The organism is Enterobacter asburiae (assembly GCF_007035645.1).
In the GTDB taxonomy this organism is placed as follows: Bacteria; Pseudomonadota; Gammaproteobacteria; order Enterobacterales; family Enterobacteriaceae; genus Enterobacter; species Enterobacter asburiae_B.
On the sequence record NZ_AP019632.1, the window covers coordinates 3823677 to 3836954 of the forward strand.

Here is a 13278-nt window from a genome sequence, read left to right on the forward strand (position 1 = left end):
TCGACCTAACCATTTTAGGCTAACTGACTGAAAGCGGATGAAAAACCAGAAGGTTCTGAAGATGGGAGAATGCCCGGCAGCCGAACGGCACCGGGCATTTTTACTTATTTGCTAATCTGCGCGTGCATTTCCTGCACTGAAATCACCTTCTCGGTGGCATCCGCGTTCAGCGCCATGGCCGTTGCGAAACCGCCGTTCAGGGTGGTGTCGTAGTGCACTTTGTACTGCAGCGCGCTGCGACGAATCAGCTTGGAGTCTTCAATCGCCTGGCGGCCTGCGGTGGTGTTGATGATGTAGGTGTATTCGCCATTCTTGATACGGTCCTGAATGTGCGGACGACCTTCATGCACCTTGTTCACCAGACGCGGGTTGATGCCGGCTTCGCCCAGCACAATCGCGGTACCGTGGGTCGCGTCCAGCTCGAAGCCCTGTTTCAGCAGCTTGGCGGCCAGGTCAACCACGCGCTCTTTGTCGCCTTCGCGAACGGAGAGCAGCGCACGGCCTGATTTTCTCATGGTGGAGCTACTGCCCAGCTGCGCCTTCGCGAACGCTTCTGCGAAGGTGCGGCCCACGCCCATCACTTCCCCGGTAGAGCGCATTTCTGGCCCTAACAGCGGGTCAACGCCCGGGAATTTGTTGAACGGCAGCACCACTTCTTTCACCGAGTAGTACGGTGGAATGATCTCTTTGGTCACGCCCTGCTGCGCCAGCGTCTGGCCCGCCATCACGCGCGCCGCCACTTTCGCCAGCGGTACGCCGGTGGCTTTGGAGACGAACGGTACGGTACGTGCCGCACGCGGGTTGACTTCAATCAGGTAGACTTCGTTGTCTTTCACCGCAAACTGGACGTTCATCAGACCGCGAACCTGCAGCTCGAAGGCCAGCTTCTGCACCTGCTGGCGCATCACGTCCTGAATCTCCTGGCTCAGCGTGTAGGCTGGCAGAGAACAGGCGGAGTCGCCGGAGTGCACGCCCGCCTGCTCGATGTGCTCCATGATGCCGCCAATCAGCACCATTTCGCCGTCGCAGATGGCGTCAACGTCCACTTCTACCGCGTCGTCGAGGAAGCGGTCGAGCAGCACAGGCGCATCGTTGGAGACGCTCACCGCGGTCTGGAAGTAGCGACGCAGGTCGGCTTCGTCATACACGATTTCCATCGCGCGGCCGCCCAGCACGTAGGAAGGACGCACCACCAGCGGGTAGCCAATCTCTTTCGCCTTCTCAACGGCCATTTCAATGGCGGTGACGGTGGCGTTCGCCGGCTGTTTCAGCTTCAGACGGTCAACCGCCTGCTGGAAACGCTCGCGGTCTTCCGCACGGTCAATCGCGTCCGGGCTGGTGCCGATAACCGGCACGCCTGCTGCTTCCAGCGCGCGCGCCAGCTTCAGCGGGGTCTGGCCGCCGTACTGCACGATAACGCCTTTTGGCTTCTCGATGCGCACGATTTCCAGCACGTCTTCCAGGGTAACCGGCTCGAAGTAGAGGCGATCAGAGGTGTCGTAGTCGGTAGAGACGGTTTCCGGGTTACAGTTGACCATGATGGTCTCGTAACCGTCTTCGCGCAGCGCCAGCGAGGCGTGTACGCAGCAGTAGTCGAACTCGATGCCCTGGCCGATACGGTTTGGACCGCCGCCCAGCACCATAATCTTGTCGCGGTCGACGGACGGGTTCGCTTCGCACTCGTCTTCATAGGTGGAGTACATGTAGGCGGTGTCGGTCGAGAATTCAGCCGCACAGGTGTCCACGCGCTTGTAGACCGGGTGCAGGTCGTACTGGTCGCGCAGCTTGCGGATTTCCGCTTCACGCACGCCCGCCAGCTTAGCCAGACGCGCATCGGCGAAGCCTTTGCGCTTCAGCACGCGCAGGAAGTCAGCGTCCAGGCCGTTGATGCCCAGCTCCGCTACCTGCTCTTCCAGACGCACCAGCTCTTCAATCTGCACCAGGAACCAGCGATCGATGTTGGTCAGGTTGAACACGCCGTCGACGGACAGGCCCGCACGGAAGGCATCGGCGATATACCAGATACGCTCTGCGCCCGCGTCTTTCAGCTCGCGGCGGATTTTGGTCAGCGCTTCCGGGTCGTCCAGGCTCACTTTCGGGTCAAAACCGGTCGCGCCCACTTCGAGGCCGCGCAGCGCTTTCTGCAGGGATTCCTGCTGCGTGCGGCCAATCGCCATCACTTCACCGACAGATTTCATCTGGGTGGTCAGACGGTCGTTCGCGCCTGCGAATTTCTCGAAGTTGAAGCGTGGAATTTTGGTCACAACGTAGTCGATGGACGGCTCGAAGGACGCTGGGGTGCGGCCACCGGTGATGTCGTTCATCAGCTCGTCGAGGGTGTACCCCACCGCCAGCTTCGCCGCCACTTTCGCAATCGGGAAGCCGGTCGCTTTAGAAGCCAGCGCGGAGGAACGGGACACGCGCGGGTTCATTTCGATAACAATCAGACGGCCAGTTTTCGGGTTCACCGAGAACTGCACATTAGAACCGCCGGTTTCCACGCCGATTTCACGCAGTACCGCCATCGAGGCGTTACGCATGATTTGATACTCTTTGTCGGTCAGGGTCTGGGCTGGCGCAACGGTGATGGAGTCGCCGGTGTGGATACCCATCGCATCGAAGTTTTCGATGGAGCAGACGATGATGCAGTTGTCGTTTTTATCACGCACCACTTCCATCTCGTACTCTTTCCAGCCAATCAGCGATTCATCAATCAGCAGCTCTTTGGTTGGAGAGAGATCCAGACCGCGTTCGCAAATCTCTTCGAACTCTTCGCGGTTGTAGGCGATGCCGCCGCCGGTGCCGCCCATGGTGAACGATGGACGGATGATGCACGGATAGCCCACGTCAGCCGCGACGGCCAGCGCTTCTTCCATGTTGTGTGCGATACCGGAACGCGCGGTGTCGAGGCCGATTTTCTTCATCGCCACGTCGAAGCGGCGACGGTCTTCTGCTTTATCAATCGCGTCGGCGGTCGCACCAATCATGGTCACGCCGAACTCTTCCAGCACGCCCTGACGCTCCAGCTCCAGCGCACAGTTCAGCGCCGTCTGGCCGCCCATGGTTGGCAGCACCGCGTCCGGACGCTCTTTCTCGATGATTTTACGCACCACTTCCCAGTGAATCGGCTCGATGTAGGTTGCATCAGCCATTTCCGGGTCGGTCATGATGGTTGCCGGGTTAGAGTTTACCAGGATTACGCGGTAACCCTCTTCACGCAGGGCTTTACACGCCTGCGCGCCGGAGTAGTCGAATTCGCAGGCCTGGCCGATGACGATCGGGCCAGCGCCAAGGATCAGGATGCTTTTTATGTCTGTACGTTTTGGCATTGTCTTCTCGGCTCCTGATTATTTAGCGGTCTTACGGTATTGCTCGATAAGTTCGATGAAGTGATCGAACAGCGGCGCGGCGTCGTGTGGGCCCGGGCTGGCTTCCGGGTGACCCTGGAAGCTGAATGCTGGCTTATCGGTGCGATGAATCCCCTGCAGGGTGCCATCAAACAGCGACTTATGGGTCACGCGCAGGTTAGCCGGCATCGAGGCTTCATCGACGGCAAAGCCGTGGTTCTGCGCGGTGATCATCACCGTGTTGTTATCGATGTCTTTCACCGGGTGGTTACCACCGTGGTGGCCGAACTTCATCTTAACGGTGTTCGCACCGCTCGCCAGCGCCAGCAGCTGATGGCCGAGGCAGATGCCGAATACCGGGATGTCGGTTTCCAGGAAGGACTTGATGGCGGCGATGGCGTAATCGCACGGCGCCGGGTCGCCAGGGCCGTTGGACAGGAAAATACCGTCCGGATTCATCTTCAGCACGTCTTCGGCAGACGTTTGTGCCGGAACCACCGTCAGGCGGCAGCCGCGGTCAACCAGCATGCGCAGGATGTTGCGCTTGGCGCCGAAATCGTAGGCCACCACGTGGAACGGCAGCTCGCTCTCTTTTTTCGCTTCAGGCAGGTCGCCTTCCAGCGTCCAGCTACCCTGAGTCCAGCTGTAGGCTTCAGCGGTCGTCACTTCTTTCGCCAGGTCCATGCCGTTCAGGCCCGGGAAGGCTTTCGCTTTTTCCAGCGCCAGCGTCGCATCGAGGCTATCACCCGCGATGATGCAGCCGTTCTGTGCACCCTTCTCGCGCAGCAGACGCGTTAACTTACGGGTATCGATATCGGCAATCGCCACGATGTTATGGCGCTTCAGGTAAGAAGAGAGGTCTTCGGTATTGCGGAAGTTGCTGGCAATCAGCGGCAGGTCGCGGATGACCAGGCCTTGCGCATGTACCTGAGAAGATTCTTCGTCAGCCGCATTGGTGCCGACATTGCCGATATGAGGATAAGTAAGAGTAACGATTTGGCGAGAATAGGAAGGATCAGTGAGGATTTCTTGATAACCGGTCATTGAAGTATTGAAAACGACTTCCCCAACCGCCGAACCCGTTGCCCCTATGGCCCGACCGATAAACTGGGTTCCGTCTTCCAGAACCAATAGCGCTGACTTAATCAAAACACCCTCCAGAGAATATTCACTCACTTTATTTGCATATTAATTCATAGCATGTCATGGATCAATGCAAATGTGTTGCCAGCGGATTTTTGGCAAACGGCGGCATTCTGGGGATTTGGTGGGTAAAAGTCAACTTAAAACGGATATTTTGTTTACTCTTTTGCAAGCCTGGCGAGTGGATTGCGGCTTAAGCGACAAAAAGATCAGGTAAATCACTGCGGAAAACGCTTGCGTGCCAGGTTTAATGAAAAATGAGCTAGCGCAGCACTATAAAGTGGACCAGATGGTCAAAATTTACATTTCAGTAACGTTAAAACACCACAAGAGATAGATATTCAGAGGGTTAAGCAAAAATAATCCATGAAACAGATAAAATAAAAGGGCAATAAAATATTGCCCTATGCAATCAAACAATTACGACTGCAATAACCACATCACGATGGGTAATAATGCTTACAAATTGTTGAGATCGAGCACATCTCGCATATCAAAAAGGCCATCTTTCTTGTTTTTAAGCCACAAGGCGGAACGTACGGCGCCGTTGGCGAACGTCATTCGGCTGGAGGCTTTATGCGTAATTTCGACGCGTTCGCCAATATCGGCGAACATCGCCGTGTGTTCGCCGACGATGTCACCCGCTCGCACGGTTGCGAAGCCAATGGTGCCAGGAACGCGTTCGCCGGTGTAACCTTCACGGGTATAGACCGCGCAGTCTTTTAAATCTTTATCAAGTGCATGAGCAATCGCTTCGCCCATCGCCAGCGCCGTACCCGATGGCGCATCAACTTTGTAACGGTGGTGAGCTTCTACGATCTCGATATCGGTATAGTTGCCCATCACCTTCGCGGCCTTCTCCAGCAGCTTCAGCATGACGTTAACGCCCACGCTGAAGTTTGCCGCGAAGACAATCGCAATCTCATTTGATGCATCCTGGATAGCCTGCTTGCCCGCATCGTCAAAACCGGTGGTACCGATCACCATCCCCTTGCCGTGCTGACGACAAAACGCCAGATGCGTGAGCGTCCCTTCCGGGCGGGTAAAATCGATGAATACATCGAAGTCCTCTTTTACCGCCTCCAGGCTGCTTTGCACGGTAACGCCCGTGTGGCCTGCGCCCGCCAGCTCACCGGCATCGGTTCCCAGAAGCGACGAACCTTCACGCTCCAGTGCCGCGCCAAGCGCGACGCCATCCATCTGAAGTGCCGCCTGAATAAGCTGACGGCCCATACGTCCACCCGCGCCCGCAATGGCGACACGGATCTGTGCATCATGCATAGTTATTCTCTTACGTTAAAATGATGTAAACCGTTTTCAGATTAACCAGCCTTGAGAAGCACTGCCAACTGAAAACACCGATAATTAGAATTTAACGTGAAACCGACTTAAATATCAGTAAAAGACATGATTTTGTCGTCACGATAAAGTAACGGGTAAAAAAAAGGCCAGCACAGGAGGTGCTGGCCTTTCATCAGAAAAAGGACTATTCGACTTCGCGGGCGTCGATGCGCAGTTCTTTCGGGACTTCAAAAACAATGTTCTCTTCACGTCCTTCCAGCGGCACCGCTTCGCCACCGCCCAGTTCCTGCAGACGAGAAATGACGTTCTGTACCAGAATATCTGGCGCAGACGCCCCGGCCGTCACGCCGACACAGCCCGCGTGCTTAACCCACGCCTCCTGAATATCCGACGCATCATCAATCAGGAAAGCCGCTTTCCCCATGCGTTGCGCCAGTTCGGCCAGACGGTTGGAGTTAGACGAGTTTTTGGAGCCGACTACCAGCACCACGTCCGCCTGTTCAGCCAGTGCGCGCACCGCTTCCTGACGGTTAGTGGTCGCGTAGCAGATATCATCCTTACGCGGGCCAACGATCTTCGGGAAGCGCTGACGCAGTGCGTCAATCACGTCTGAGGTATCGTCTACGGAGAGCGTTGTCTGGGTCATAAACGACAGACGGGCTTCATTTTTCACGTTCAGCGTAAAGACATCTTCAGGCGACTCAACCAGATACATCCCTCCTTCCGGGTTACTGTACTGGCCCATGGTGCCTTCGACTTCCGGATGACCGGCATGGCCAATCAGAATCGACTCTTCACCACGACGGCTGGCGCGAGCCACTTCCATATGCACTTTTGTCACCAGCGGGCAGGTGGCATCGAATACGGTCAGATCGCGGCTTTTTGCTTCGTTACGTACCGCCTGAGAGACGCCGTGCGCGGAGAAGATCAGGATCGCACCGTCCGGCACTTCGCTGATTTGTTCAATGAAGATGGCGCCGCGCTCGCGCAGGCTGTCGACCACGTAGCGGTTGTGCACCACTTCGTGACGCACATAAATCGGCGCGCCGTAAATCTCCAGCGCGTTTTCAACAATGCTGATAGCGCGGTCTACACCGGCGCAGAAGCCGCGCGGGTTAGCCAACAGGATCTGCATTTCAGGCCTCCAGTGCAGGATCGATTTCCAGCACTTCAACATCAAAATGAACGGTACGCCCGGCAAGCGGATGGTTGAAGTCAACGGTAATAGAGTCGCCGTTGATCTCGCGGATCACGCCAGGCATTTCGCTGCCGTCCATAGCGGTAAAGAGCATAATCGCTCCGATCTCCGGTTCACCCGCGTCCATAAACTCGCGGCGCGAGAAATACTGGATCAGGTCCGGACTCGGCACGCCAAACGCGGCATCCGGCTCCAGCGAAAAGGCTTTTTTCTCACCCTCTTTCAGGCCCAGAAGCTGCTGCTCAAGACCTTCAGACAGGGAGGTATCGCCAAGACGAAACAGGGCCGGTTTGCCGTTATTGCGGGTGGATTCGGCCGTGGAGCCGTCATCCAGCTTCAGCGTGAAGTGAACGAGAACCGCGCTGTTGCTCTGTACGGATTTAGACATGCAAATTGCTCGCTTGTTTTGCCCGGTAGCATTACGCCACCGGGCGAGTGTGTTACGCCTGCTCTTTCGCGGCCGGTTTAGGCAAGAAGCCTTCCAGCACGATTAACGCCGCACCGATACAAATTGCCGTATCGGCCAGGTTAAAGGTCGCGAAGTGCCAGTCGCCGACGTAGAAGTCGATCATATCGACCACAAAGCCGTGCCACAGACGGTCAAACAGGTTGCCCAGCGCGCCGCCAATGATCAGCGCGTAGGCAATGTTATTCAGCTTTTGCGTGGCCTTCGAGCGGTACATCAGCACCGCGAGGATCACGCAGATACCGAGAGCGATACCCGCAAAGAACCAGCGCTGCCAGCCACCGCTGTCGGCAAGGAAACTAAACGCTGCGCCGTAGTTACGCGCGTAGTGCAGGTTAAGCGACGGGAACAGCGGAACCGTCTCCCCCAGAGCAAAATTCTGGAGGATCAGGAACTTGCTGCCCAGATCGATAATCAGCACCACCACAACCAGCCACAGCCAGCGCAGTCCTGTTGAACAGAGAGTTTTACTCATCAGGCAAACTTACGTTTTTCGCCGTCACCGGCGACGTTGCTTACACAGCGTCCGCAGATGTCTGCGTGTTCCGCCACCTGGCCAACATCAGTGGTGTAATGCCAGCAACGCGGGCATTTCTCACCGTCGGCTTTGCTCAGCGCGACTTTCAGTCCTTTGAGCAGTTCGCTCTGCTGAGCATCAGCAGAAGCTTCGGCATAATCCGCAACTTTCGCACCGGAGGTCAACAGGACAAATCGTAATTCATCGCCCAGCGCCGTCAGCTTCGCCGCCAGCTCCGGTTCGGCATACAGCGTAACTGCCGCTTCCAGAGAGCCGCCGACTTTCTTGTCCGCGCGCGCCTGCTCGATAACCTTGTTCACTTCGCCACGCACTTTCAGCAGCTCGTCCCAGAAGGCATCGTTCATCGCTTCGGTGCTGGAGAGATCGAACAGACCTTCGTACCACTCGCCCGTGAACACATACTTCTCACGGTCGCCCGGCAGGTAGCCCCAGATTTCATCCGCGGTGAAGGACATGATCGGCGCCATCCAGCGCACCAGCGCTTCTGCGATGTGGAACAGCGCGGTCTGGCAGCTACGACGCGCCACGCTGTCCGCTTTCGCGGTGTACTGGCGGTCTTTGATGATGTCGAGGTAGAACGAGCCCATCTCGATGGAGCAGAAGCGCATCAGGCGCTGCACCACTTCGTGGAAGTCGTAAGACTCATAGGCTTTCAGGATATCTTCCTGCGCCGCTTTCGCGCAGCCTACCGCCCAGCGGTCCAGCACCACCATCTCTTCCGGTTTCACCATGTCTTTTGCCGGATCGAACCCGTTCAGGTTCGCCAGCAGGAAGCGCGCGGTGTTACGGATACGGCGATAGCTGTCGGCAGCACGCTTCAGGATCTCGTCAGACACCGCCATTTCGCCGGTGTAATCGGTAGAGGCCACCCACAGACGCAGAATGTCTGCGCCCAGCTTGTTCATCACATCCTGCGGAGAAACGGTGTTACCGATAGATTTGGACATCTTACGGCCCTGACCATCCACGGTGAAGCCGTGAGTCAGTACCTGACGGTAAGGCGCTTTACCCTTCATGGCGGTGGAGATCATCAGAGATGACATGAACCAGCCGCGGTGTTGGTCAGACCCTTCCAGATACATATCGGCAGCGTGACCGGCAAATTCCGGACGCACGTCAACCACGGAGGAGTGGGTAGACCCGGAGTCGAACCACACGTCCAGGGTATCCGGCACTTTCTCGTAGTTGTCTGCGTCAGTGCCCAGGATGTCGCGGGAGTCGAGATCCCACCACGCCTGAATGCCGTCAACTTCGACGCGCTTCGCCACTTCTTCCATCAGTTCCAGGGTGTTCGGGTGCAGCTCCTGCGTCTCTTTATGTACGAACAGAGACATCGGCACGCCCCAGGTACGCTGACGGGAGATACACCAGTCAGGACGGTTAGCCACCATGGATTCGATACGCGCCTGGCCCCAGTCAGGGATCCACTGCACGCCTTTGATCTCTTTCAGAGACTGCTCGCGCAGGCCTTTCTGATCCATGCTGACGAACCACTGCGGGGTCGCACGGAAGATGATCGGGGTCTTGTGACGCCAGCAGCACGGATAGCTGTGCTGCATTTTTTCAACGTGCAGCAGCGCGCCGCTGGTGCGCAGCATGTCGACGATGATGTCGTTCGCTTTGAAGACGTTGATACCGTCCAGCGCCGGGTAGGTGCCAGGCAGGTAAGAGCCGTCCGGGCCAACCGGGTTAGCGATTTCCAGACCGTACTTCAGGCTGATGTTGTAGTCGTCAGGACCATGGCCACCGGCGGTATGTACCGCACCGGTACCCGCTTCCAGCGTCACGTGGTCGCCCAGGATCGCCGGAACGTCGAAGTCCAGGAACGGGTGTTTGAAGCGCATCAGCTCCAGCGCGTCGCCTTTCACGGTGCCCAGTACGGCGTAATCGTTGATATGCGCGCGCTTCAGCACGCTCTCAACCAGATCTTTCGCCAGGATAACCGCCTGACCGTCAATCTGAACCAGCGCGTATTCGAACTCACCGGACAGGGAGATCGCACGGTTCGCCGGCAGGGTCCACGGGGTGGTGGTCCAGATCACCAGAGAGATCGGGCCGTTTACCGAGGAGACGCCAAATTTGGCTTTCACCGCATCCTGATCGACAGCGTTGAACGCCACGTCGATAGACGGAGAGGTTTTGTCGTAATATTCAACTTCCGCTTCTGCCAGCGCAGAGCGGCAGTCCACGCACCAGTGCACCGGCTTAGCGCCTTTGTGCAGGTGGCCGTTACCGATGATTTTACCCAGCGCACGGATGATGTTGGCTTCAGTTTTGAAATCCATGGTCAGGTATGGGTGCGACCAGTCGCCCAGCACGCCCAGACGGATGAAATCAGCGCGCTGACCGTCAACCTGCGTGGCTGCGTATTCGCGGCACTTCGCACGGAACTCGGCGGCGGTGAACTTCTCACCCGGCTTGCCGAACTCTTGCTCCACTTTCAGCTCGATTGGCAGACCGTGGCAGTCCCAGCCAGGAACGTAAGGCGAGTCATATCCCGTGAGGCCTTTGGACTTCACGATAATGTCTTTCAGAATCTTGTTAACCGAGTGACCAATATGAATGCTGCCATTCGCATATGGAGGGCCATCATGCAGAATGAAGGTTTTTTTGCCTTTTTTGGCTGCACGAATGATGCCGTACAGGTCATCATCGGTCCAACGCGCCAGCATTCCCGGTTCGCGCTTGGCGAGATCGCCGCGCATCGGGAACCCTGTTTCCGGCAAATTCAGGGTTGATTTATAGTCACTCATCAGATTCTCGGTTCCGTATTTATCACGTAGGCAGTTAAGCCGGGTTCAAAGCCCAAAAAACTCGCGGGCCGTCAATTCATCTCGCGCAATTTGCGCTTTTAGTTCATCCAGCGAACCAAATCGCTGCTCGTTGCGTATTTTTTTACGCAGTATCACATCTATATGGCGACCATAGAGGTCCATTACAACGTCCAGCAGGTGCACTTCTAACTGTTGACGCACACCGGCGACGGTCGGACGCGTGCCAATGTTGGCGACGCCGTAGAACGGCTTATCGCCCAGTCCTGCCACTTCCACCGCATACACCCCTTTAACCGGGGAAACCTGACGACGCAGCGGTATATTCGCCGTCGGGAAGCCTATCGTGCGGCCCAGCGCATCGCCATGGACCACGCGGCCAGAGATGGTGAACGGATGCCCCAGCAGGGTTTCTGCCGTGTCCAGGTCATCATTAGCCAGCGCCTGACGCACCGCCGTGCTGCTGACGCGCACGCCGCCTTCGCAGAAGGTCATCGCGCTGGTAACGTCAAATCCGTACTCCAGACCAGCCTTCTGTAATAGCAAGAAATCGCCCTGACGACCAGCGCCAAAGCGGAAATCATCGCCCACGGCAAGAAACTGTACGTCAAGACGCTTAACCAGGAGGTCGCTGACGAAATTTTGTGCTGTCAGCGCGGCAAAGCGACGATCGAAACGTAAACACAATACATAGTCCACGCCGGACTCCGCCAGATAGCGCAATTTCTCGCGCAGGCGAGTGAGTCGGGCGGGAGATTTATCGCCCGCGAACAATTCCAGCGGCTGCGGCTCGAAAATCATCACTACAACGGGCAGGCCACGGGCCTCCCCTTCTTTTCGCAATCCCTGCAACAGCGCCTGATGACCACGATGCACGCCGTCGAAATTACCAATAGTCAGCACGCACCCGTGTGGCGCGCTGCTGAGATTATGTATGCCGCGTATCAGCTTCATGTCTGGCTCAAAACAGTGAAAATCGCCAAAGTATACCTTGTACAGCGGTTAAGGTTAACCGGCGATTGTTCGCGCAAAACAGAAAGCCGTAATGATTTCATCAGGCTGACCTTTCGCAGCGAAAAAATCTGCTCGTGAACTGCGATTTTTATGCCGAAAGGCTGTATTCAGGGAAGACAAGCTGGTAGAATCCTGCGCCATCACTACGTAACGTAGCGTCGCTAATTAACGGCGCTTATTTGCACAAATCCATTGACAAAAGAAGGCAAAGAGGGCATATTCCTCGGCCTTTGAATTGTCCACATAGAACATATTTGGGAGTTGGACTTGGCTAATATCAAATCAGCTAAGAAACGTGCCGTTCAGTCTGAAAAGGCTCGTAAGCACAACGCAAGCCGTCGCTCTATGATGCGTACTTTCATCAAGAAAGTATACGCAGCAATCGAAGCAGGCGACAAAGCTGCAGCGCAGAACGCATTTAACGAAATGCAACCAATCGTGGATCGTCAGGCTGCTAAAGGTCTGATCCACAAAAACAAAGCAGCGCGTCATAAAGCAAACCTGACCGCGCAGATCAACAAACTGGCTTAATCGCTACTTGTTGTTGCTTGTTTAAAGAACCCGCTTAACGCGGGTTTTTTTATGCCTTCAGATTGCCGGTGGCGTAAACAGCGCCGAGTAGTCACGGTTGCAGATTCGCTGCACCGCCGGGTGCTGAATCATTCTTTCGGCAAATATGGCGTGATACTCCTCCATCACGTTATCCACTCTGCCTATCTCCGTAATCTTGTCGTCTGAATAGAGATCGTGCGCGTACAGCGTCGGCGCAACGAAGATCGCATTATGCGCTTCGCCAAAGGCTTTCATCAGCGCCGCATCGTCGAACTCACCGAGGATTTCTACCTTCAGCCCCTGCGAATTAAACCAGTTCAGCAGCTTGCGTCCGAGCATTGAGCGTCGCCCAGGCACCAGCAGGCGACGCTCTTCCAGGCAGGCCGGGAAAGTTTTCTCCGGCGGCGGGTTGATACACCAGAAGCTCACGCCACATTCGCCAATCTTCACCGAGAACAGCCCTTCCTGCTGGGTGGAGTCAATCGGGCAGTCCGAGATAATCATGTCCAGCTTGTGCTGGCTCAGCTGTTCCAGCAGCATCTCGTGGGTGGATTCAAAGCAGCGCAGGTGGATTTGCTCGTCTTCAACTACCGCCGCATCCAGCACGCCGCTCACCAGCCGCTTGGACAGCGCATCCGCCACGCCCACGTCAAAGAGCAGGTTCGACTCTTTGCGGTAGTTGACGATATCCAGCATCTCCTGGCTCAGGGTGAACATTTTGTCCGCATAGCGGAAAACCAGTTCACCCAATTCGCTGGGTTCAATCCCACGCCCTTTACGCTTGAACAGCTTGCCCTGCAGACGCTCCTCCAGGGCCTTGATTTGCCCGGTGATGGTTTGCGGCGTCAGGTAGAGCGCCTCTGCTGCTCCCACCACCGAACCCTGTTTGTAGACGTGCCAGAAGTAGTACAGATGGTTGTAATTTAAATGAGACATCGCGTCTTCTC

General features: G+C 56.3%; 10 protein-coding genes and 1 pseudogene. 1 reads left to right on the forward strand and 10 read right to left on the reverse strand.

Annotated elements, in window-relative coordinates; genetic code table 11:
• Positions 1-104: 104 nt before the first annotated feature.
• The 9 genes and pseudogenes from carB to FOY96_RS23155 all read right to left on the reverse strand — a co-directional run bounded on the left by carB (position 105) and on the right by FOY96_RS23155 (position 11945).
• Complete coding sequence (gene carB / locus FOY96_RS18255; protein WP_039260850.1) at positions 105-3329, reverse strand: carbamoyl-phosphate synthase large subunit; 3225 nt, start codon at positions 3327-3329, stop codon at positions 105-107.
• 18 nt (positions 3330-3347) lie between these two features.
• Positions 3348-4496, reverse strand: a complete 1149-nt coding sequence (gene carA, locus FOY96_RS18260; protein WP_096149824.1) for a glutamine-hydrolyzing carbamoyl-phosphate synthase small subunit — start codon at positions 4494-4496, stop codon at positions 3348-3350.
• Positions 4497-4949: 453 nt separating this feature from the next.
• A complete protein-coding gene (gene dapB / locus FOY96_RS18265) occupies positions 4950-5771 on the reverse strand; it encodes a 4-hydroxy-tetrahydrodipicolinate reductase (protein WP_069303653.1) in 822 nt (273 codons plus the stop codon).
• Positions 5772-5976: 205 nt separating this feature from the next.
• Entirely contained in the window at positions 5977-6927 is a 951-nt protein-coding gene (gene ispH / locus FOY96_RS18270) for a 4-hydroxy-3-methylbut-2-enyl diphosphate reductase (RefSeq protein WP_143347541.1), read from the reverse strand.
• A 1-nt stretch (position 6928) separates the two neighbouring features.
• Positions 6929-7378: an FKBP-type peptidyl-prolyl cis-trans isomerase gene (gene fkpB, locus FOY96_RS18275; protein ID WP_003856450.1), complete on the reverse strand. Its 450-nt coding sequence runs from the start codon at positions 7376-7378 to the stop codon at positions 6929-6931.
• A 52-nt stretch (positions 7379-7430) separates the two neighbouring features.
• A complete protein-coding gene (lspA, locus tag FOY96_RS18280) occupies positions 7431-7931 on the reverse strand; it encodes a signal peptidase II (protein WP_033144602.1) in 501 nt (166 codons plus the stop codon).
• Complete coding sequence (gene ileS, locus FOY96_RS18285) at positions 7931-10747, reverse strand: isoleucine--tRNA ligase (RefSeq protein ID WP_143347542.1); 2817 nt, start codon at positions 10745-10747, stop codon at positions 7931-7933. Before ileS ends, lspA begins: the two co-directional genes overlap by 1 nt.
• Positions 10748-10792: 45 nt before the next feature.
• Positions 10793-11719 (reverse strand): bifunctional riboflavin kinase/FAD synthetase, encoded by a 927-nt coding sequence (gene ribF, locus FOY96_RS18290; protein WP_143347543.1) that lies wholly within the window; start codon positions 11717-11719, stop codon positions 10793-10795.
• Positions 11720-11726: 7 nt separating this feature from the next.
• Positions 11727-11945 (reverse strand): annotated as a pseudogene (locus FOY96_RS23155) (DUF2575 domain-containing protein).
• A 101-nt stretch (positions 11946-12046) separates the two neighbouring features.
• Here FOY96_RS23155 and rpsT point away from each other — a divergent pair.
• A complete protein-coding gene (rpsT, locus tag FOY96_RS18300; protein WP_003856458.1) occupies positions 12047-12310 on the forward strand; it encodes a 30S ribosomal protein S20 in 264 nt (87 codons plus the stop codon).
• Between the two features lie 57 nt (positions 12311-12367).
• Here the strand turns inward: rpsT and nhaR are convergent, their stop codons facing one another.
• On the reverse strand, positions 12368-13267 hold the full coding sequence (nhaR, locus tag FOY96_RS18305; protein ID WP_033144600.1) for a transcriptional activator NhaR: 900 nt from the start codon (positions 13265-13267) through the stop codon (positions 12368-12370).
• Positions 13268-13278: the final 11 nt, after the last annotated feature.

What these genes read in the sequence shown, in the direction of transcription:
- ribF (WP_143347543.1), bottom strand. Translation starts at nt 11,719, where the DNA reads ATGAAGCTGATACGCGGCATACATAATCTCAGCAGCGCGCCACACGGG.
- lspA (WP_033144602.1), bottom strand. Translation starts at nt 7,931, where the DNA reads ATGAGTAAAACTCTCTGTTCAACAGGACTGCGCTGGCTGTGGCTGGTT.
- dapB (WP_069303653.1), bottom strand. Translation starts at nt 5,771, where the DNA reads ATGCATGATGCACAGATCCGTGTCGCCATTGCGGGCGCGGGTGGACGT.
- ileS (WP_143347542.1), bottom strand. Translation starts at nt 10,747, where the DNA reads ATGAGTGACTATAAATCAACCCTGAATTTGCCGGAAACAGGGTTCCCG.
- carB (WP_039260850.1), bottom strand. Translation starts at nt 3,329, where the DNA reads ATGCCAAAACGTACAGACATAAAAAGCATCCTGATCCTTGGCGCTGGC.
- nhaR (WP_033144600.1), bottom strand. Translation starts at nt 13,267, where the DNA reads ATGTCTCATTTAAATTACAACCATCTGTACTACTTCTGGCACGTCTAC.
- ispH (WP_143347541.1), bottom strand. Translation starts at nt 6,927, where the DNA reads ATGCAGATCCTGTTGGCTAACCCGCGCGGCTTCTGCGCCGGTGTAGAC.
- fkpB (WP_003856450.1), bottom strand. Translation starts at nt 7,378, where the DNA reads ATGTCTAAATCCGTACAGAGCAACAGCGCGGTTCTCGTTCACTTCACG.